A 21,585-nucleotide genomic window follows, 5' to 3' on the forward strand; every position below is an offset into this window, starting at 1 on the left:
CTGAATTTAGAGTAATTTACTTCAAAATAAAAAGCACATGAAGTGATAGACACTACATGTGCTTAAATGATTAGGCGTAATAGAATGTTTTTCTCTGCTTAATTGTAAACAATCCTGAAACTACCATTACAACTGCGGAAAGATAAAATGCGTGATTTATTCCAAACCATTCGGCTATCAAACCGAAAATAAAAGTCGCGATTCCAAATGCACCAGTCACCAAAACAGATTGAACTGAAAATACATGACCAAGTTGATCTGTATCTGTATGCGTTTGCAATGCAGTCAATTGGGCAATCAGCTGTAATTGACCAAAGACGCCAAGGAACAGTGAAATGACCAGCGCCATCCAAGCATAAAATGGAAACAGAAACCACACTGTTAATAGGCTTGCAAGGAAACAACCCGCTCCTATCATCAGATGTGCAGGAATCTTCATTAATTTGGCAAACAAATACCCACCAATCAAAAAGCCACCTGAATAAAATGCATTTATATACCCCCACCAGGCAGTGCTTTTCTCAATTACTTCGTCAACATAAACATACAGAATGGCGGAAATCCAGACCGCTCCTGCAAATGCTGTCAATGTATCTAGCAGCAGTATATTACGAATAGGCTTTGTGGAAAAGCAATACTTCCATCCTCCAGAAAGTTGTTGAAATACAGATTGTACATCCTTCTTGATATGGGGTATCGCTTTAATTCCGTATGTGAGCATCCATGCGAATATATATAACCCGATGGAAACAAGTAAAAGAGTTCCCCCACTATAAAGAGCGACAAAAAATGCGCCAATCGGCCAACTTACCAGATTGATTGTGTTATCGGAAATGGCTACTAAACTATTAGCCTTAGGCAATTCCTATTTCCCTACCAATTCAGGCAGCATGGCTTGTCGGATCGGCGTTGCCCACCCATCCAGGAAGGCGATGACACTGACCAAAATAAGAATCCATAGGATACTTTCTTCTTTGCATAAAAAAACGCCACTTAAGACAATGATTTTCCCGACCATCGAAAAAAGTAATATTTGACGTAAAGGAAACCGATGCAAAAGAAGTGGTGTCAGAAAACTCCCAACCAGCCGTGAAAAAGTAATGGTTAATGGAATAAGTGTCAGTGTTAATACAGAACCACTCGAGACATAAACCAGTTGTATCAGTCCCACAATATAAAGGACATCCCCACAATTGGACATCATCTGACTTACCCATAGAAAATAAAAAGAACGACGGTCGTTCACATGAATCTCTCCTTCACTCTATTCAGTTTATTAGATTGAAAGAAGGAGTCTTACACTCGTCGCACCCTTTCCCGATTCATACTATTTCCAATAATTTTACAGAAATAAAAATCTCTCTGCAAGAAATGTTTTGAACGCCGTTTCCAAAAGGAACAAAATTGCATCTATTAAAAGAGATAGAATGGAGGTGAATTCATTATGAATCGCAATATGCCAGGATCAAACTATGGACCAGGATCAAACTATGGGCCACGAGGTGTTCAAGGTGTTCAACAAGGCGCACAACCAGGTTATCAACCAGGTGTTCAACCAATTGTATGTCCGCCTTTATGCCGCTATACGGACTCTTACGTAAAACGTGAAGTTCCTTATATTCAACCATTAATTAATATCAACAGACAGCACATCGTTGACGTTCCTAGAACTTACTACCGGGAGATTAATCAGAACGTTGTTGTTTCTCCAAGCCAATCGCCTTACGGAGGAAACCCTAATGGTGGAATGAACCCATACGGTGGAAACCCTTATGGTGGAATGAACCCATACGGTGGACGCCGATGTGGTTGCGGTGGAAACCCATGTGGTTGTCGCCGATAATTCAAAAGTTTTATTCGTTCTGATGTAAAGTCCAATAGTGGGGTCGACAGTCAGACGAATTACTGTACAGAATACTCCTCTTTTTTTCCCCACACAAAAACCCCGATGGTCAGTTTATGCTGACCATCGGGGTTTTCCCTTTTAATCGACTAGTTGAATAAATTGTTTCGTACGTTCATGACTTGGATTTTCAAAGAAAGTAACTGGATCCGCAGACTCAATAATTCGGCCTTCATCCAGCATGATGACACGGTCTGCAACTTCACGTGCAAACTTCATTTCATGTGTCACCACAACCATCGTCATGCCTTCTTGTGCGAGTTGCTGCATAACACTCAGTACTTCTCCAACAAGCTCCGGATCAAGCGCAGATGTTGGTTCATCAAACAGAAGAACTTTCGGTTCCATTGCAAGTGAACGTGCTATTGCGACACGTTGCTTTTGTCCACCGGATAATTTGCTCGGATAGACATCTGCCTTGTCAGCCAAGCCTACTTTTTCAAGTAAGCCCTTTGCCAAGGTAACCGCGTTTTCTTTTTTCATCTTCTTCACGATCATTGGTGCTTCAATGATATTTTCAAGCACCGTCATATGCGGGAAGAGGTTGAAATGTTGGAATACCATGCCTACTTCTGCACGGATATTTGATAATTTATGTTTCTTGGGATCCACCACTTGTCCATCCACCTCGATGGTCCCTTTATTAATTCGTTCCAAAAAATTGAAGCAACGTAAAAGCGTACTTTTACCGGATCCACTGACCCCGACCAGGACGACCACTTCCGAAGGAGCGACTTCCAGATCAATGCCTTTCAACACTTCCAAATCGCCGAACGATTTATGGATATTTGTTCCGTTTAACATTTAATCCCCTCCTTCTTATTTGTCGACATTCAGTTTATTTTCATACAGTTTTAGTAAATAAGTGAAGATCATAACCAACCTAGGTAGTATACCCCAACCACTAAAAAGGTTTCCAGAGATTGATAGGACTGCGCCGCTTCTCGGTTAGCCATGGCGAACAGTTCTGGCACACTGACAATATAGACCAATGAAGAGTCTTTCAAGGTGATGATGAACTGATTTCCAAGAGGTGGAATGGAGCGTTTCAAAAAAGCTCACCCGCCGTAATTGGCAAGTGAGCTTTAATGCTAAGGTTATTTTAGAATTTTGATTTTGACTGTTTTACGTCCCCATTTTAATGCACTTGTCTGGTTAGGCATAAACAAATCAATCTTATTTCCTTTTATTGCACTTCCTGTATCACCTGCGACAGCGTATCCGTAGCCTTCTACGTATACTTTTGTTCCAAGTTTGATGACGTGTGGATCAACAGAAATTACTTTTAAGTTTGGATTCTTTTTCAAATTAATTCCCGTCGCTGTTATGCCAGAACATCCTCGACAATTTGCTGTGTAAGCAGTTGTCGATACCATAAATTCTTTTACCACATTGGCATTCGATCGAGATGGTGTAGATTTTTTAGCAGCAGTTTTAGTGCCGGTTAATTTAAGTTTTTGATTCGGCTTAATCATGTCGGACTTTAAACCATTTAAGGATTTGATGGTAGAAACTTTAACATTATAATGTTTGGAAATTTTATATAATGTGTCACCTTTTTTAACCGTGTGCGAAGAAGCAGCTGCTTCTGAATCATTGGCAAATGCGAAGAGGAACATTAATACAAAACTTAACACGAAACTAAATTTTTTCAAGTTGTTTCTCCTTTATTTCTCGTTTGTAGAAATAAAAATAACATTTAAACATTACAGATTCATGACAAAACATAGGATGTTTCTTTACAATTTGAGGGTGTTTATATTACTAATGCGAAACAAAAGAATTTTCAAAATAAAAAATAAGTAGGTATATTTGTCTATTCTCATCGAAAAATGACGTAAAAAAAAACTCCCGTCATAAGTCTTCAGGAGTGATAAAATCTTCTTTTTTACTTCCCAATATTCCTTCATGAATTAATTCCACATTGACCGCCATCGCAGTCTCGGCACCACTTGCAGCGGCTATGATCAGTTGTGCAGGATAGACATTTGAAGCTTCTCCTGCCACAAATAAACCATGCACTTTAGTTTTTCCTACCTCGTCCGAATAATGGCCTCCTGTATTGTTTAATTTAACACCTAGACGAGTTCCTAATTCACATGCTTGTACAAGCTCCGGTGTCACAAATCCACCCATTCGTGCTATGACTCGTCCATTTTCAAGCTCGATTTTTTGGAGCTTTCCTTCTATTCCAATAAGAAGTCGTATAGGACTTGTTTCTACTTGGAGCTCAGTCTTTTTAATTTCATTCAATTGACTCTTCGTCATCTCTTGACCATTCGTAAATATCACAAGATCTTGAGACCAATTGCGTAATATTTCAGCTGTGTGAAGGGTGTAGTCAATTATGCCAAATAATGCGAGTGGTTGATCTCGCAATTCCCAACCATCACAATATGGGCAGTTAAAGATACTTTTACCATAAAAGTTCCGGAGGTTTGGGATGTTCGGAAACTTCTCTTTTACACCAGTAGCCAGAATGACTTTTCGTGTTTTCCACTGTTTCTTCATTTCAGTTTTAACTAAAAACCCATCCTTCTCTTTCGCAATTTCTACAACTTTGTCTCTCAATGTCTGGATTGTCGGGTAGCGACTGAACTCCTGATGGGCAAGTGCTCTGAATTCTGCCGGTTTTACGCCGTCTCTTGTTATAAAGCCATGCGAGGCGTCCGTTACTTTATTGCGTGCCTCATCACTGTCAACCAACACTACATTTCTTCTAGCCCTTCCTAACACCAAAGTGGCATTTAAACCTGCTGGACCTCCCCCAACTACTGTGCAATCTATCATTCTATTTCTTTCCTCCTAACAAATCTTGTTTAAAGGTCCATTTATTTGTAAACTTCCATTAATAACATTAATCTTTCCTTCTTTTGGTTTAATCAAACCGAAAGATTACTTTTTATCTAAACGGGTACTTATCCTATTAACAGCAAACTAAGGGAGGGGTATGTGTGATTAATTCTACTTATCAATTATTTACGTTTGAAGATGATGGCACGATTCCAAATAATCCACAATTACCGGTTATTTTATATCCCGGTGTATTCAAGCATCATCCAAATGAAATCGAACCTACATTTAGATTGAATAATTGGAGAAACAGCTGGATTGATGGTGTCTTTGACTATCATCATTATCATAGCAATGCTCATGAAGTATTAGGGGTTCGCGCTGGTTCGGCAACATTAAGAATAGGAGGCAAATATGGGAAAACGGTTGAAGTCAGAACCGGTGATGTCCTCGTTTTGCCCGCGGGTACAGGACATAAAAAGTTAAAGGGTAGTAAAGATTTTGAAGTTGTCGGTGCTTACGCAGATGGCAATGGATACAACCTTAAAACCGGTGAACACAATGAAAGACCTCGAGTCTTAGATGAAATTAAGCAAGTTAAAGCCCCTTCCATGGATCCCGTGTACGGGGGTCGTGGGCCAGTACTTGATCGATGGATACAAGAATAGCTAAGAACTTGGAGCAACCTAAAAAAGCATTCATCACGCGAAATTCATGTGATGAATGCTTTTATTCGTAGTAGTTATCTATATTACTTTTTAAAACGATAAGGAACGGTCGTAACAACTACATCTCTTCGGTAAAGCAGGATGGATCTGATTAATAAACTTGACTGATTGTGAAGGGTATTATGCCACCCTTTTTTCGGAATAAATTGTGGAATCAATACGGTTACACGATGGTTCGATTCATTTGCTTTATATTCCACCGTACTAATAAATTTCGCCAATGGTTGAGTTATGCTTCTATATTGTGAATGCAAAGTCACTAGCCGAACATCAGGCTGGAATTTTTTCCACTTCTCTTGGAAAATGTGTTCATCTTTTCTCTCAAAAGATACATATACGGCAATGATTTGTGTTGGATTAAGTGATTTGGCATAGTTTAATGAGTTTTCAACTACATGCGTGATTCCTGCAACCGGCACAATAATGACATTTCCTTCTATTGGCATTGCAGGTTCACAAGTAGAAATACTTAACTGTTCACCAACAGATAGATAATGTTGTTTTATCTTATGGAAGACAAAAACGAGCAGAGGCAAAAAGATTAGAACCGCCCAAACCTGTCCGAATTTGGTGATGAAGAAAATCATCATGACCGCAAAGCTGATAAATGCTCCGACAAAGTTAGTGATTAGTTTGACCATCCAACCCTTTGGCTTTTCCCTCATCCATTTAACGAGCATCCCTGTCTGGGATAACGTAAATGGTATAAATACTCCGACTGCATAAAGCGGGATAAGTTGTTCCGTTTGTCCTTGGAAAACAATGATGAGAAGGATTGAAGTGATTCCAAGTGTGATAATCCCATTGGAATAGCCCAATCGATCGCCTCTCATTTTGAACATACTTGGAATGTATTTATCATTCGACAGGCTGAATGCCAAAAGCGGAAAAGCTGAATATCCTGTATTAGCTGCCAGTACAAGAATCAAGGCCGTCGTTCCCTGAACGAAATAATACATATAGTTTCGCCCAAAAATCTCGGAAGCCATTTGTGAAATCACAGTTTCCTCCACCTTGGGTGAAATTCCATAGAAATAAGCCAGAAAGACGATTCCGGTGAATAACAAAGCGAGCAATGAACCCATCATCACTAGGGTTTTTGCTGCGTTTTTTGCAGCAGGGTTTTTAAAGTTTGGAATTGAGTTCGAAATGGCTTCAACCCCGGTTAATGCAGAACTTCCGGATGCGAATGCTCTGAGCAATAGGAATAAAGTGAGACCCGCAACAGGTGTACCGAGCGGTGTATGCAAATCAGGTGACACATTCCCTGTGATAATGTTGAAAAGACCTACTCCAATCAGAACAAACAAAGCAATAACAAACAAATAGACTGGATACGCGAGAATGGACGCCGATTCGGTAATACCTCTTAAATTCAAGATGGTAACAAATATAACGAGTACACTGGCAATGGCCACATTATGATCGTGAAGGCTTGGGATTGCGGAAGTAATGGCATCGGTGCCTGCCGAAACACTAACTGCTACCGTCAGGATATAATCCACCAACAGCGAGCCGCCCGCAATTAACCCTGCATTTTCACCAAGATTCTCTTTCGCCACAACATATGCGCCACCACCACGTGGATAAGCAAAAATAATCTGTCTATATGATAAAATAAGTGCCATTAACAGAACAAGGACACCTACTGCAATTGGAATCGAATACCAAAACGCGATTGCCCCTACCGAAGCCAATACAATCAAAATCTGTTCCGGTCCATATGCTACAGAAGATAATGCGTCTGAAGAAAGGATGGCTAAAGCTTTTGTTTTGTTAAGCTTTTGTTCACCTAACTCCGATGATTTTAATGGACGACCGATTAAAAATCTTTTTACTGCCGACAACATGTTTTCCACTTCTTTCTTTGATGAGCCGCCGTTTGGACAGCCTTAGATGCACTGCAAATTCCTGTAAAAGAACAACAAAAAAGCCCGCTAGGCATAGGGAAAGGGCCTAGTGGGCTTAATAACATTCTCACTAGTTCGTATTTCTCTCTCATAACGCTTACGGAGTTAGCTGTCGGGTTTGGGCTAAAAGAGTAGCCCTACCTACAATAGTAGGATTCACCCCAAGCGGCAAAGAGAAGCCACAATAATGGGTTCCCCGTTCCAAATGGATTAAGCGATTTAGAAATATGAAACTGAAGATTATAGTACTCCCATATAAACAACTTGTAAATATAAATTTTATAGCTTTATAAAATGTCTTAATTTTGTTAGTTTATGCGTTTAAAAAATATACTCATGCAACAATCGTCCATTATTACTTTAAATAACAAAATTTTATTGGCCTATACGGAATATAGGACAAGCACAAGCGTATGACAAACAACGTTATGCATTATGTTTTAAAAGACCCAATAAAAAAAGGACCAGATACTTTGATCTGGTCCATCTTTTTAATCTTATTAATGAGTTCCCGCGTGTTGGATAGACGATGGTGCATACGAATTCACAATGGCCATCGTGTCTTGTTGTGCAAGTTGTGGCACTTGGTAATAATGGTGTTTGTTTTGATAAATGGAAGCTTCATATGCCATTTCAATACAGTTCGGCACCGAGTCTGCAAGTACTCGACGAACTACGGGGTTAGTGGTTTCTAAGGCAGACATTGCTTTTAGAGAGGCACCTGATTTGTGCACACCCAGCATGAAGCCTGAGATAATTTCATCTGTTAACTCTGCACCAGATTGAATCGGTTTCTTCGGTTGCGAAGGTTTTAAACCAAAAATGAAATCATTATCTTGTTTCATCATGTATTTTTGAGTTGTTTTAGACGGGTCCATACCTGTTTTAAAACATTCTGCTGTAATGTTGTATTCCTCTTGCATGAAGCTGAATTGTCTATCCAACATCGTTAATAATTCCTGATCTTGAATATGAGGGCGTAATAAAGTGAATTGGTTTAATCCCGCAACAGAAGCAGATAATACTTCATGAACATCAAACAGTTCGTGACCACCATGATTCATTTGTGGTGGCACTGGACCTGTATGCATATTTTCGTGCATTTGACCTTGTGGATTTTGAGTCATTTATCAATTTCCTCCTTGTTTCATTTAATGTGCATCAGAATTAGTGTGCATCGAAAAGGAGTTTTTATTCAAAATGAGTGGACTATGACACATAAAAACTGAATTTTTTCGAATACTGTAATAAAAAACGTGCAGAAGGATTAATTAATCCACTGCACGTTTTCGATCTATATTTTTTTATTCTTCTTCGGTTAGTTTTCTTTTACGGAACTTCCCTAAGAATTCATAAACTACAGGTACAATAATTAAAGTCAATAAAGTTGAACTGGTAAGACCGCCAATAACCGTTACACCCAATCCTTTGGAAATCAACCCGCTACCTTCAGCTCCAATCGCCAATGGAATCAATGCGCCGATAGTTGCAATTGCCGTCATCAGAATTGGTCGTAATCTCGTTACGCCGGCTTCCAAGATAGCATCGCGTGTACTTAAGCCTTCTTTTTCTTTATGAATAACCCGATCAATCAATACAATTGCATTCGTTACAACGATACCAATGAGCATAAGAGCTCCAAGCATCGTGGAAATACTGATTGTTTCGCCTGCGATTAGCAAGGCAATTAAAGCTCCACTGATTGTGAATGGTAACGAGAACAAGATAGCAAACGGTGCAACCGCTCCTCCAAATGTGATAACCAGAATAAGGTACACGATGGCAATTGCCGCTAACATAGCCAAACCAAGCTGTGTAAACGACTCTTGCATATCAGCTGTTACTCCTGCTGTTTCAATACTCACATTCGCTGGAAGTTCTAGTTGATCGACTTTCTCTTGAACCTCTTTTGATTCTTTTGAGACATCATCGGTCGTTATTTTACCCTTCACACTTGCATAAATCTGTCCATCTCTTCTTGTAACAGTATCAGATGTTTTACCATCATTCACTGTCACAACATCTTTAACAGGTACTTGCATGCCAAGTGGAGAAGGAATTGTTCTATTTAATAACTCTTCCAATGACTCCGGTTTTTCTTTTGTAGAATCAATGAACACTTCAAACTTCTCGCCATCTTGTTCAATCGTTGCCAGCACTTCACGCTGTACATTTGGATTGAGCGCCATCCCTACTTGAGCGGTCGTTAATCCGAATTGAGCAAGTTTCGCTTGGTCTGCCACTAAAGTATGTTCTTCATAAGACTCTGCAAGCGTTGACCCTACGTTATTTATATTTTTACTTTCATTTAAAATTTCTTCTATGTCACGAATAACAGGTTCAATCATTTTCAAATCTTTACCGTATACATAGTAGCTAATTTCATTACTACTGCCACTTGTTGCAAAGTCTTGAGATTTCCATTCCCCTGCAAAGTTAAAATTTTGAACTTCTTTCATTGCTTCTTCTTTTTCTAACGAAAACTCTGGTGTGTCATTATCATAAATAACATACATTAATGCCCCATTATTTTGTCCAGGCATCATTGGATTTTCCCCACCGATTGAAACTTGAACACTTTCTACATCTTTACGATCAATGAAGAACGACTCGATTTCTGTAACTGTTTCATCTACATCTTCTCTCGTTTCACCTGGTTTAGGTGTATACGTAATATACATCATTTTTTCATCTTCTTCAGGCATGAAACTTGTTCCGACTAATGGAACTAAAGCTAAGCTGCCGACGAAAAGTACAATTGCCAGTACTGTGGTAATCAGTTTATGATTTAGTGTCCAATTAAGAATTGAACGGTAAACACCAGCTATTTTTCCTGGTTTCTCAGGATCATGTATATGTTTGTCGCCTAATCCTTTTTTAAATAGCGAATGGGATAACATCGGTACGAGCGTAATGGCAACTAATAGTGAAGCCAGTAGCGCAAATACAATTGTTAATGCGAATGGTAAGAATAATTCGCCCACCATTCCTCCTACCAAACCAATTGGTAAAAATACGGCAATTGTTACAAGTGTTGACGATAGGATTGGCACAAACATTTCTTTTGTTGCTTCTCGAATTAAAGTCTTCCCTTTTAACTGCTCTGTCGGGGATGCCATTCTTCGATAAATGTTTTCGACGACAACGATTGAATCATCAATTACTCGCCCAATAGCGACGGTTAGAGCTCCTAAAGTCATCATGTTTAATGTGATATCCATTTGTTTAATCAGTAATACTGCGATTAACAATGATAATGGAATGGATAAAATTGCGATTAGGGTTGAACGGATATTTCTTAGGAATAGTAAAATGATCAATACAGCAAAACCAGCACCAAATAATGCCTTGCTCAGCATCGTTTCTACTGATTTCTCGATTGGTTCCCCTTGGTCAAATGTAAAAATGATTTCGGAGTCAGCATTTTCCTTTTCAAACGCCTTTACTTCTTCTTTCATTAAATTGACAACATCAACCGTATTTGCCCCTTGAGACTTTACAACTTGAACAGCAATCGAATCTTGACCATTGGTACGAGAAATTGATTCCGCTTTTCCAACGAGTTCAATCTCCGCCACTTCGCTTAATGCCACCATTGAAGGTTTAGAAGAGGCTGTATCTGGACTGGTTGGGACAACCGGAATTTGAATTTTTTTCAGGTCATCAATCGTTGTAATATCTCCGTCAACAACGACAGATTGTTCTTTCCCTTCAAATGGGAATAACCCTAACGGGAATGTAATGTCAGAGCCTTTTACGATCCCTTTTACCATCTCTTCAGTCAGTCCATATTGAGCTAACTTATCTTGATTGAATCTAAAGCTGACTTCATTTAGGTGCTGACCAGTGACAGCGACGGAAGACACACCTTCAATTCCTTCGAGTGTAGGCACGAGATTCGTTTCTACATTCTCCGTAAGTTCAGCAAGTGTATCTTGTTCACTTGAAACACTAATCGCAGCGATAGGAAATGCATTGATGCTTATACGCGCGACTTTAGGCTCTTGTGCACCTGTTGGAAGTGGAATATTTTTAAGAGCCGCAGCTACTTCTGCTTCTGCTTCTTTCATATCTGTTCCAAATTCAAACTCAATTTGGAGTGAGGATGCATTCTGATAAGAAGAAGACATGACCATCTTAACGCCTTCTAAATTTCGCACTGCTTTTTCATACGGTTCTGACAGTTCATTGACTACCTGGTCAGGAGTCGCACCTGGATAAATAGTCGTTGCCGTAACTACAGGAACCGTGATATCCGGGATTGTTTCAAGTTTCATTTGTAACCCTGCTGTTAAGCCGGCTACTATTATAACAATGGTCATTAACCATACTGCAAATTTGTTCTTCAACACAAAATTAATGATGTGGTTCATTGTGTCAGTTCACTTCCACCCTGCTTTATTTGACCAACCGGTCATAATCAATCATAATACTACTGACTGGTCATTCAAAGGTCAACTATTAACCTATAATTTTACATCGTTTTTTCGGAAAAGGAGCTTAGATATGACAAATAAGAAACAATTAATCATTGAAAAGGCTCATCACTTATTCGCCTCAAAAGGATTTGAATCAACATCCATTCAAGAAATTACCGATGCTTGTGGTATCTCCAAAGGTTCTTTTTACTTATCTTTTAAATCCAAAGATGAATTGCTTGTTTCGATTTTTGAATATTTTTTCAGTAAAATATCGAAAAGATTTACAGAGCTTGACACCATACAACGAGTTTCTCCCAAAGAAAAATTCCATCAGTTATTAGTCATACAATTTGAAGAAATTGAACGCCATGCAGACTTTATCTTGATGCAAATTCGAGAACAGACAAATCCTTTGAACAAAGATATGAAAGAGCTGTTAGCTTCCATGCAGGAACAACATCATACGATTTTGCACAAAATTTTTGTGGAGGCTTATGGTAAAGATGTTCAACCGTATGTTGCAGATCTAATCGTCATGGTAAAAGGGCTCATTCATGGCTATATCGAAATCATCCTGACTCATCGTCAACAATTGGATACCAATGAATTATCTGTTTTTATCCAAGAACGAATAGATGATCTAGTGTCGTCCCTTATATCCAAACAACCACAACCTTTTTTAAGTCTTCCTATGTTAGATAAGAATTTATTGCAAAATGTATCTCAAAATCCGCCCAAACAAGTCCTCCTTCAGGAAATCCTTGAGTGTAGGAACAGCACAATCGATAATGATATACTCGTCACGCTGGATGTAATTGCTGAAGAACTAAAAAAAGACAAGCCCCGAACCCCTGTCATTAAAGGAATGTTAGCTAATTTGGCAGAGGATAAGGATATGCTTACATTGCAGCAAAAGTTGATGACTTACGTAACGAATCAAACTGATTGAAAATTCAACACCCTACCACTCTATTCTTCAAATACATGCGAAGAACAAAAAAGACTTGTCGTTTATGACAAGTCTGATTTGTTACCTCTATAGATTGATGGCTAGCTATACATACACATCATTTTTTATACAATGCCATCTTCTTTTAACACCAGTTCAAATTTATCTACTACTTCTTTATCATAGTGAGTGACCGATAGTTTTTTCAATTCTTCCAGAGCGTATTGAGCACTGAACGCTTTACGATACGCACGGTCTTCCGTCATTGCATCGAATGTATCACTGACAGCAATAATGCGAGCTTCGAGGAGTATTTCATCATCTTTCAATCCCTTTGGATAGCCGCTTCCGTTTAAACGTTCATGGTGTTGCTCAATAATAGGCGCAATATCTTCGTAAACGCTGCCTTTTATCATCTCTGCCCCATCGGATGGATGTTTTTTTATCACTTCATATTCTTCAGAAGTCAGTTTATCGGGTTTATTCAATATATCTTTTGGAATATGAATTTTTCCAATGTCATGTAAAAAAGAGGCCGTTGCAAGATTCTCCAATTGTTCTTCATTTAATTTAAATTTTCTAGCTATTTTTAATGCATAAGTAGCAACTCGATCACTATGCATATATGTATGTCGATCCATTAATTCAACCTGTTTGACAATCTCCATTAAAGAAGATATTTCTTTACTTAAATGCACAAAAGTTGGCTCCGTTATTACCCATAAGAAGGTAACGTCAGATAAGGCTGTAAAATGAATAGGCTCAGTTATTCCTTTAACTGTGAAGGAATCATGAGGGCCGAGTACAACTCTTTCGCCATCCTGTTCACAGATAACTTCTCCAGATAATATTAAATAAAATTCCATAACTTCTGGATTTTCAGCCGGGTAAATGTAGAACAATCTGTCCTTCTCAATAGATTGAAGCAATACTTCAACCCCGTCTCCATCTGCTATTAAGCTTATTTCATTTTTGTCATATTCAACTTTATCTAGGAACGTGCCTCTTTTCCCAATACTAAAACCTTTCATACCAAAATCTCCTCTATGCAAACTTATCAAAAAAATGAGCTCTATAAAAGAACTCATTTTTCTAATTATACCAATATTTAAATAAATGAATAGAGGTTTATTAAATAATAATTGCGGTGTTTTAGTGCCCACCAATTCCAATTACGCGAATCGGATCAATCCAAACCAAACGGTGTGCAAAGCGTACCAGAACCCAAGAACATTCTGCTTCTATTCCAGCTTCAGCAGATAGTGCAATAGTATCTGCTGACATTTTAAGTGTTTCATTATATACATCGTCAATAATCACATCAAGGTTAGCATTATATGCTTTTGTTAATTGAAGGAATTCAGATGCACTTTTACTTTTACGAATGTCCTTCAAGTATTGAGTTTGTAGATCATCTGCTGCTTTAACACCTTCTTCAATCTTTACATCGATTGCGTTGTTTGTGGATTCGATAAGCTCAAGTGCTTTCAAAACAGAATTATCATATTCTGCTGCAGAAGCATTTGTTCCTAAGCTAAAGAATAATGATACCGCAAATAAAATTGCTAATAGTTTTCTCATGTCTTATTCTCTCCCCAAAACTATGTTTTTTGTGGTATATACATAATACAATTGGTAAAATGTTACCTATGTAATAATGTCAAACTAATTTGAATCTTTCTGTTAGTATAACTCTATTAAACTTATCTGACTACAGTTTTTGTAATTTTTTGTAATATCCGCCCGCTTTTTGCAGTAAAACAACAGCATGATGCTCACATTCCGAACATAAATCCGTGCAATGCACCCAATAAGGTGAAAATCACTAAATGATCTCCAATAGCTACCATCAAAGATTGATTCGTCATAAGTCCAAACAATCTATTTTTTATGTATACCAGTGTGATGATAAGCCCTACCATAAACCCTACGAGTATCCCTGGTCCAAATCCTTCAGCACCTGTTGCTTGTACAAAGATAGCGATGATGAATGAGCTAATGAAAGCTACAATCCCCGAAAAGATATACTTCATTGGCCCTTCAATTTCATTGTGTTTCTTCTCAGAATGTTTATCTCCACCCAATCTAATGGAGTAGTAAACGCCTCCATACACCATATACAATAAACCACCAATAATAATTGCGAGTACATTCAATTCGTTCCAATCAATCAACATAAAGAGCCCCCTTTAACAACTAAATTCAATTTTTTCTAGTATAATTCCTGCATGCTCTCATCTTTTGCATCCATTATTTTCATCTTATCTCATGGGATAATGGGTATCCATATATTTAGTAGGCATCATTCACATCTTCCACATAATCTTTAGGGATATTATATAGAAGAAACCCTCTTTTTTCCGCAATATCTTCGGCTAAAGAATAAGCTTGTCTTTCTCCTGCGCTTGTTCCAACAAAAAAAAACCTTCAAATGAAATATTTCTGAAGGAAGGTTAAGTGTTGAATCATATGAACTGTCTAAGCGTCGCTTTCAGCCCATGAAAAAGGTGGATTTCCCCAACAAATTCCATCGATATGGGGCCGTCTCTAAATAAACCGACTCCAACCCATTAATTTGAACTTTCTTTATTAAAGTGCACACCACTTACTCACTCCGCCTTCATGAAAAGGATACGTACCTGCTGTTGTGACCAATACGGTTAGATTTTTCATTCATTTCACCAGTTTCTTTACACAAAATTTTATTTGGGAACTTGATCTTGATAATAGGCTACTGTTTCTTTCAAGCCTATTTCAAAACTAGGTCGAGGTTCCCATTGCAGGAACTCCCTTGCCTTGTCGAAGGATAAAGAACTGTCCTTAATATCCCCGGCTCTAGGATCTGTGTAAGTGATGTCTAATGGCTGATGAATCGATTCTTGCAAAATGGAAAGCAGTTTATTTAACGAAATGGGCTGGTTCGTACTGATATTAAACGCTCCACTACCACCAAATGCTACTGCCTGTATGTTTGCTTTTGCCACATCCTTCACAAAAATGAAATCCCTTGTCTGGCTACCGTCACCATAAACGGTGACCCCTGTATTACGAATGGCTTGATTGATGAAAATACTCACAACACCTGCCTCGCCAAGCATATTCTGTCTCATACCATAGACATTGCTATAGCGAAGGATCATGTAAGGCAATCCGTACAGTTGATGGAATAAGTGAATGTACTGCTCGGCGGAATATTTGGACTGTCCATAAAAAGAAATGGGCAAAATACGATGTTCTTCTTTCAACGGCATCTCTTTTGCCGAGCCATATACCGCTGCTGATGAAGCATATACTAGTTTGGAAACCTTGTACTTTGCGCAAAGCTTCAATATATTTAACGTTCCTAACGTATTAATCTCGCAATCGGTCAAAGGTTGTTGTGTTGAAAACTCCACAGACACTTGTGCTGCTTGATGTATGACGACTTCTGGATTGTGCATGCGAAAAACCTGTTCCAAGGTATCGGAACGAATATCGATATTGTAAAAAGGCACACTTTTCGGCACAAAGCTCAAATTGCCTGTGCTCAAGTCATCGACTACAATGGGCTCCCATCCGATATTCATTACTTCTTCTACAATAAAAGAACCTATAAAGCCCGCACCACCGGTTACCAATACTTTCATAACATCACCATTTCTTTTTGTGTTTGGTTTTATCCTATGCCACTTATAGTAGTCACATTCCAGTTACGATAAGAAAGCTAGTAGTTTTATATGTTTTAACAAAACAATCAAAATTACAGAAAAAGACTGCTTCTTGAATAGACACCAGAACGGCTCCTTATATGGTAAAACTATCCAACTACACATAACGATGTTATGATAAAACGAATAAAAATTAATATATTGGTAAGGGATTAGGAAATCCAGTCATTAGATAACAAATCATGGGTTTCGATAAAAAGTTCCTGTTCGTTCAACTATAATAGTGAAATATTCTTAAAGTGGGTGCGAATCAATGTTACGTAATGGTCATACTTTCATTATGAGTAAAATTTATTGGGTGTTATTAATCCCTGTTTTTTTATGGGTAAGCTATTATAATATTTTTTTTGGTTGGCAATTACATGACTTCAGCGTAAATGAAGCCGAAGATTTTGGTCGATATATATTTGTCTTAACTATAAGTGTTTGCCAAAGCTTTTTTTACATTTTATTAATTATGTTGGCTGTGTCTTTTTTTTTATTTAGAAATAAATATTCTTCATCATAATAGCGATTTTTTTATTGTAGGTTTTCTTACATGTTTGTTCTCATTCATAAATGGAGAGGTCCTTAATGAAGCGCAAAGGTATCAAAACAAGTAACTGAATTGGAACGATTTAAGCTTGTTACGTCCTTTTGAGGGTCAAGATTATGTTCCTGAAGGTTTTTTTATTAGAAGATATGTGGTTTTCGGGAGATGTAAGCTCAAATGCACGATAAAGAATTGTATAAGTTACCTATAAACTCTTCTTAAAAAAAGCCTGTCTCCCATTAAATTGGAGGACAGGCTTTATTATATTAATTCAAGTTACTGGCACACTAAAATTTCTCTGGAAAATATGCCTTTTTTGGCTACGCATCTGTCGATGATGTGAAAACCCGCTTCTTCAATCATGTGATCGATTGTGTCAATCGTAACGACCACGAGCTTCTTAGAAAAAGGCCGTGCATTCTTGAGGATGGATAGTTGATCCTCAGGTGTGGCATGTGTGTAGAGATTGTATGGCATATCAATAATGGTGGCATCATAGTTAGACGTCACTTCCGCGATTGGGCCAAGGTCAACATCCCCTGTTAATCCGAAATGCGCAATGTTTTCACGTGATCCTAGAACGACCAACGGATTAATATCGCGGCCGACTATATCGATTCCCATTGAAAGTGCTTCTACCAGGACAGTACCGATTCCACAGCACGGATCGATTGCTTTCACCCCATCTGGTTTTGGAACGGCAATATTTGCCACCGCACGGGCCACTCGTGTGCTAAGTGCTGTTGAATACTCACGCGGTTTTTTTAAATGGTGCAACCAAACAGCTTCACTTTTTAGGTACTCCCCAAAATACCAACGTCCATCGAATGGCACTAATCCAAATGTCATATCGGGGTGATGAACATCTGCTTCCCCTTCAATGATCATTCCAATTTCACGTTCGATTTCTCGCTTTTGTTGGTAGTCCACTTTTTCCGTTAGAGCCAAGTCATTGATTTTGACAAAAATGACTTTAAAAGTGGATTCCATCATATTTACGACTTCCACTTGCTTCAAAATATCCGAGAGCTCATCACCTTCAAAAATTACTTCTATTCGTTCTTTCATAAATGGACTTCTGCTCGGATTTATTTCATTCGAGCTTTTGATTATTTTAGTATGTGTATCCATATCAAAAAATGAACGCATTTCCAAATGACATAAAGATTCTTCGTCATTGGTGTATGCGTATGTATAAATAAATTCACCTGTTCGTTCTAGTTGATTCAAGTTATTCCCATCCTTTTTCATGCCCTTTACTTCGTGAAGAGCAGTACCTTGTTAGTATAACAACTGGTGAATATTTATGCCGGAAATGTGAAGAATAATTATAAATCGGTTTTTAATCCCTCTTTATTTTTATCGATAACTTAATAAAAAATAAATAATTTTTATCGATAAAATTATTTTAGAAAAATTTTATGAACATACATGAAGAATTGCATTTCAAGCCATACTTACTATGTACGGCCAACTTGAAAGGAGACATGATCAAATGCCAAATAACAATCAGAATTCTTCAGGTAACTCTTCAGGTAACAACAACCGAAACAAAACGAAAACACCACCAAAAACTGGGCAAACAAATGGTGCTCTAACAGGTCGAGAAGAATTCTCTCGTGAATTGACTGAAATCATTAATAAAGCCACACAATCAGGGCAAAGCCAAACTGCTCAAAAACGAAAAAATAACAAATAGTTTTTTCTCAACTCACATGAAAAGAAGCAGGATTCCTAAGGGGATGCCTGCTTCTTTTTCTATATAAAAGGCACAAATGCCTGTTTTTATTTTCCTTCATGCATTGACTTGAGATGGGTCATATTCAAATAAATAGTTTTCCCATTCCCTGTAACCAACTCCACCAAAACAGGATCGACTTGGTTCAAAATCCCGATTTTTCCGGAATCTTTTCCTAAATCAAATAGCACTATTTTCCCGATATACATTTTCATTTGCTCTTTAAACGTGTCAGCGAATGATTCGTCAGAAGAATTAAGTTGTTGACCTATCTTAATTTGATAAGGGGTTTGGTTGATATAGGGGATTAGCCATTTAAGATGGACGATTGGAATGTAAATCGTTTTAAATGCTGGCGAATCGAACACAATATAGTCTTCTTTGACATATCGGATATAACCATGTACTGTATGACTTCCGGTTAAAAAAAGTTCTACAAATTTACCAGACGCGTTCGTTAATATCTGTTTCATGGATAGCTGCTTTTCCTCTTTTTCAAACGGTGACATATCATTATTAATGTATTCTTCAGTATACGTTGTTTCCACTTTTTTTACGGAGATAAGATGCACGACTGGCAAATACACATACTGTTGACCGTTAAAAAGGACGATAATATCCGAACCTACTTCCAGAAGCTTTCCTATGATCGATTTTTTGGAGGATACTTCAACATCTATTATTTGACCTATATAAGAATCGAGACTATTCATTTATTCAACTCCTTTACTTATAAAATGAAGAGAAGCCACAAACTAACGTGACGAAAAGAGTCGCTGGAATAACCAATAATGCTGGTCTTCGGTATTTCTTTCTTAAAAAGAAGATCGATAAGTAAGTTAAGCGTCGCAATTCCAATCATGGAAGGAACGAAAGCGAAATCTCTATAGGAAATCAATCTAAACCAACCATTTTTAAACCAATTAGATTTGCTATATTACTCTCTCACCGATTGGCAAACTGGCAGACGTCGCAATAAATACTCCCGCGAATAAATTAGGCAATTTTTGATGTGTTTCAACCGAGACATGTTTACGATATGTAGGATGATTGGAGTGGTAATCAGAATACTTCCGACATTATTGAAGAAGATGGTCATTAAAAACACAATCATATACAGGAATAGTTTTAGTCCTGACCCTTTGCTTAATTAGCCAGATTAACCGCAATCCCCCAGAAAACTCCTTTACTTTCCAAAACAATACAAATGACAATTGTCGAAATGATCGTGATGGATGGTCCGCTTACCAGCCTAAATATTTCAAGAACATCACTAAATTGCACCACACCTGCAACAATAAGTAGAAGTGCTCCACAAAGTGCAGGGATGGATTCATTTATTCCCTGGGGTCTCCAAAGGATGAACAAAGTTGTGAGTGCAAAAATTGTAAATGTATTAACAAGTTCATATTTATGCATTTGGATTAATCCCATTAAAACGGAATTTCATTTATTTCTTATTATTAAGTTCAATTTGTATTGACTGCGACTGGATGATTACTTTTTCCTTTTTTGTGCTTTTCTCTTCATGCGTTTATTTCTTCGCATCATCGCAAGATACAATTCTTCTTCATACGTTAATCTTGTATAGGTTGAACTTGTATAGGTTGATGATTCTTGGTTTCCATCTGATTGCTTGCCATTTTTTGACGAGTTTTTTGATGTTTCTTGGTCTCCGTCTGATTCCTTGCCTTTTTTTGACGAGTTTTTTGATGTTTCTTGGTCTCCGTCTGATTCCTTGCCTTTTTTTGACTTTGTTTGTTGGGCATTTTCTTCTTCAGTTTGTTTGGCATTTTCTTCTTCTTCAGTTTTTTGCTCTTCTGGTTTATTAATATTTAGACTGAAATTTTTCACATGATAGTTAGCGATTCGGAAGATTTCGTTGTTAACAACCATTACTAGGTATTCATCATTGGCTTCGGTTAATAGACCTTCTATACTTTCCGGACCTTTTCTATTTATTTTAATCCAAGAGTATGTCAGATTTTTCAATAAACTATTGGTGTTGTCTGCAGTAATTTGTTCATAAACATCTTTTATTTCGTTCATTTTTAAGATTGCTTCATCTTCAGTAGCTTCGTCCGTTAACGTTTCCTCTACTTTTACTTCCTCATCTTTTACATCGACGTTATTGGTCGTGGGTATAGCGTGACTAAAACTTTTGATATGTTGTTCTTTGTAAAAAATTAATCCGTCCTGCTCAGTATGAAGAACAAAGAAGTCGTCCTTTACATCAATCAGTGTCCCAAACTTGGATTCTGGACCTTTCCCATTAATCTGGATAATTTGATCTTTGAAATGACCCGCAACTTCATTAAACTTGGCTGCTTTAACTAGGTAATTGGAATCATATACTCTTAAAATAGAATTAAATCGAATCTGGGAATTTTCTTTAATACTTTTAATGTGAGCGGTTTTGTAATAAATAATTTCGCCATCTTCTTTTTGCAGGGTTAAATAATCATCGTTGACATCCAGTAAAACGCCTACATTTGAATCGGGACCACCTTTGTAAACTTGAACTGACCTTCCAACTAATGAGATTAAATACTCATCTTTCATCCCGTTTTCCCCTTTCTTCTGTCTTGTCATTGCAAAACAAATAAAAATGCCTCATTAATTTTATTTAGGGCAAATTATTAAGTTTATGATTATGTATATGTCTACTCCTTCCATTGTGCATAGGTGAATTAATCAATTATTATCGTGCTGTTTTTGATTGCGTTCCTAATTCAAAGGAATGGTGACTAAATTGTAGAATATATACTCATAATTTAATTGGAGGTTTCGCAGTGGAAAATGCAATTTTTATATCAACTGAAATTAATTCCTTCATTACTTGAAGAATCAAATTGGACTGATAAAGAAAATAATATCGTTCAGCATCACTTCGAAGAGTTACAG

The 21,585-nt window shown here is 37.6% G+C and carries 22 protein-coding genes and 1 riboswitch; of the genes, 4 read left to right on the plus strand and 18 right to left on the minus strand.

Annotated features, from left to right (window positions below; all coding sequences use genetic code 11):
• Positions 1-70: 70 nt before the first annotated feature.
• Both AC1DSL_RS05455 and AC1DSL_RS05460 read right to left on the minus strand, forming a co-directional pair.
• On the minus strand, positions 71-862 hold the full coding sequence (locus AC1DSL_RS05455) for an MFS transporter (RefSeq protein WP_477531451.1): 792 nt from the start codon (positions 860-862) through the stop codon (positions 71-73).
• Positions 863-865: 3 nt separating this feature from the next.
• Positions 866-1,246, minus strand: coding sequence for a hypothetical protein (locus tag AC1DSL_RS05460; protein WP_477531452.1), 381 nt, complete (start codon positions 1,244-1,246; stop codon positions 866-868).
• A gap of 198 nt (positions 1,247-1,444) precedes the next feature.
• Here AC1DSL_RS05460 and AC1DSL_RS05465 point away from each other — a divergent pair, with 198 nt between their 5' ends.
• Positions 1,445-1,843 carry a hypothetical protein gene (locus AC1DSL_RS05465; protein ID WP_477531453.1) on the plus strand — a complete coding sequence of 133 codons (399 nt, stop codon included), beginning with the start codon at positions 1,445-1,447 and terminating at the stop codon, positions 1,841-1,843.
• Positions 1,844-1,984: 141 nt separating this feature from the next.
• Here AC1DSL_RS05465 and AC1DSL_RS05470 read toward each other — a convergent pair whose 3' ends face one another.
• From AC1DSL_RS05470 to AC1DSL_RS05485, 4 genes are all read right to left on the minus strand, one after another.
• Positions 1,985-2,707, minus strand: coding sequence for an amino acid ABC transporter ATP-binding protein (locus tag AC1DSL_RS05470; protein WP_477531454.1), 723 nt, complete (start codon positions 2,705-2,707; stop codon positions 1,985-1,987).
• 68 nt (positions 2,708-2,775) lie between these two features.
• A complete protein-coding gene (locus AC1DSL_RS05475) occupies positions 2,776-2,955 on the minus strand; it encodes a hypothetical protein (protein ID WP_477531455.1) in 180 nt (59 codons plus the stop codon).
• 45 nt (positions 2,956-3,000) lie between these two features.
• Positions 3,001-3,558, minus strand: a complete 558-nt coding sequence (locus AC1DSL_RS05480; protein ID WP_477531456.1) for a 3D domain-containing protein — start codon at positions 3,556-3,558, stop codon at positions 3,001-3,003.
• 199 nt (positions 3,559-3,757) lie between these two features.
• Positions 3,758-4,693, minus strand: a complete 936-nt coding sequence (locus tag AC1DSL_RS05485; protein ID WP_477531457.1) for an NAD(P)/FAD-dependent oxidoreductase — start codon at positions 4,691-4,693, stop codon at positions 3,758-3,760.
• Positions 4,694-4,857: 164 nt separating this feature from the next.
• On the opposite strand from AC1DSL_RS05485, the gene AC1DSL_RS05490 reads away from it, so the two are divergent.
• A complete protein-coding gene (locus tag AC1DSL_RS05490) occupies positions 4,858-5,364 on the plus strand; it encodes a cupin domain-containing protein (protein WP_477531458.1) in 507 nt (168 codons plus the stop codon).
• An 83-nt stretch (positions 5,365-5,447) separates the two neighbouring features.
• Here AC1DSL_RS05490 and AC1DSL_RS05495 read toward each other — a convergent pair whose 3' ends face one another.
• From AC1DSL_RS05495 to AC1DSL_RS05505, 3 genes are all read right to left on the minus strand, one after another.
• Complete coding sequence (locus AC1DSL_RS05495) at positions 5,448-7,274, minus strand: APC family permease (protein WP_477531459.1); 1,827 nt, start codon at positions 7,272-7,274, stop codon at positions 5,448-5,450.
• Positions 7,275-7,412: 138 nt separating this feature from the next.
• Positions 7,413-7,561, minus strand: a riboswitch (cyclic di-AMP (ydaO/yuaA leader).
• Between the two features lie 273 nt (positions 7,562-7,834).
• A complete protein-coding gene (locus tag AC1DSL_RS05500; RefSeq protein ID WP_016428826.1) occupies positions 7,835-8,461 on the minus strand; it encodes a spore coat protein in 627 nt (208 codons plus the stop codon).
• Between the two features lie 177 nt (positions 8,462-8,638).
• Positions 8,639-11,707, minus strand: coding sequence for an efflux RND transporter permease subunit (locus AC1DSL_RS05505; RefSeq protein WP_477531460.1), 3,069 nt, complete (start codon positions 11,705-11,707; stop codon positions 8,639-8,641).
• A 133-nt stretch (positions 11,708-11,840) separates the two neighbouring features.
• On the opposite strand from AC1DSL_RS05505, the gene AC1DSL_RS05510 reads away from it, so the two are divergent.
• Positions 11,841-12,704, plus strand: coding sequence for a TetR/AcrR family transcriptional regulator (locus tag AC1DSL_RS05510; protein WP_477531461.1), 864 nt, complete (start codon positions 11,841-11,843; stop codon positions 12,702-12,704).
• A 125-nt stretch (positions 12,705-12,829) separates the two neighbouring features.
• Here the strand turns inward: AC1DSL_RS05510 and AC1DSL_RS05515 are convergent, their stop codons facing one another.
• The 6 genes from AC1DSL_RS05515 to AC1DSL_RS05540 all read right to left on the minus strand — a co-directional run bounded on the left by AC1DSL_RS05515 (position 12,830) and on the right by AC1DSL_RS05540 (position 18,173).
• Positions 12,830-13,735 carry an HD-GYP domain-containing protein gene (locus AC1DSL_RS05515; protein WP_477531462.1) on the minus strand — a complete coding sequence of 302 codons (906 nt, stop codon included), beginning with the start codon at positions 13,733-13,735 and terminating at the stop codon, positions 12,830-12,832.
• A gap of 121 nt (positions 13,736-13,856) precedes the next feature.
• Positions 13,857-14,285, minus strand: coding sequence for a hypothetical protein (locus AC1DSL_RS05520; protein ID WP_477531463.1), 429 nt, complete (start codon positions 14,283-14,285; stop codon positions 13,857-13,859).
• Between the two features lie 194 nt (positions 14,286-14,479).
• Entirely contained in the window at positions 14,480-14,881 is a 402-nt protein-coding gene (locus AC1DSL_RS05525; protein WP_477531464.1) for a DUF1761 domain-containing protein, read from the minus strand.
• 412 nt (positions 14,882-15,293) lie between these two features.
• Positions 15,294-15,377, minus strand: a complete 84-nt coding sequence (locus AC1DSL_RS05530) for a DUF3492 domain-containing protein (protein WP_477531473.1) — start codon at positions 15,375-15,377, stop codon at positions 15,294-15,296.
• A 29-nt stretch (positions 15,378-15,406) separates the two neighbouring features.
• Positions 15,407-16,330, minus strand: coding sequence for an NAD-dependent epimerase/dehydratase family protein (locus tag AC1DSL_RS05535; RefSeq protein WP_477531465.1), 924 nt, complete (start codon positions 16,328-16,330; stop codon positions 15,407-15,409).
• Between the two features lie 889 nt (positions 16,331-17,219).
• Positions 17,220-18,173 (minus strand): TRM11 family SAM-dependent methyltransferase, encoded by a 954-nt coding sequence (locus AC1DSL_RS05540; RefSeq protein WP_477531466.1) that lies wholly within the window; start codon positions 18,171-18,173, stop codon positions 17,220-17,222.
• A gap of 265 nt (positions 18,174-18,438) precedes the next feature.
• Here AC1DSL_RS05540 and AC1DSL_RS05545 point away from each other — a divergent pair, with 265 nt between their 5' ends.
• Positions 18,439-18,642: a YfhD family protein gene (locus tag AC1DSL_RS05545; protein WP_477531467.1), complete on the plus strand. Its 204-nt coding sequence runs from the start codon at positions 18,439-18,441 to the stop codon at positions 18,640-18,642.
• An 86-nt stretch (positions 18,643-18,728) separates the two neighbouring features.
• Here AC1DSL_RS05545 and AC1DSL_RS05550 read toward each other — a convergent pair whose 3' ends face one another.
• From AC1DSL_RS05550 to AC1DSL_RS05560, 3 genes are all read right to left on the minus strand, one after another.
• Positions 18,729-19,394 carry a DUF2642 domain-containing protein gene (locus AC1DSL_RS05550; RefSeq protein WP_477531468.1) on the minus strand — a complete coding sequence of 222 codons (666 nt, stop codon included), beginning with the start codon at positions 19,392-19,394 and terminating at the stop codon, positions 18,729-18,731.
• Positions 19,395-19,827: 433 nt separating this feature from the next.
• Positions 19,828-20,100 carry an ArsB/NhaD family transporter gene (locus AC1DSL_RS05555; RefSeq protein WP_477531469.1) on the minus strand — a complete coding sequence of 91 codons (273 nt, stop codon included), beginning with the start codon at positions 20,098-20,100 and terminating at the stop codon, positions 19,828-19,830.
• Positions 20,101-20,178: 78 nt separating this feature from the next.
• A complete protein-coding gene (locus AC1DSL_RS05560; protein WP_477531470.1) occupies positions 20,179-21,243 on the minus strand; it encodes a hypothetical protein in 1,065 nt (354 codons plus the stop codon).
• Positions 21,244-21,585: the final 342 nt, after the last annotated feature.

This window comes from Paenisporosarcina sp. P4_D4, from assembly GCF_056401835.1.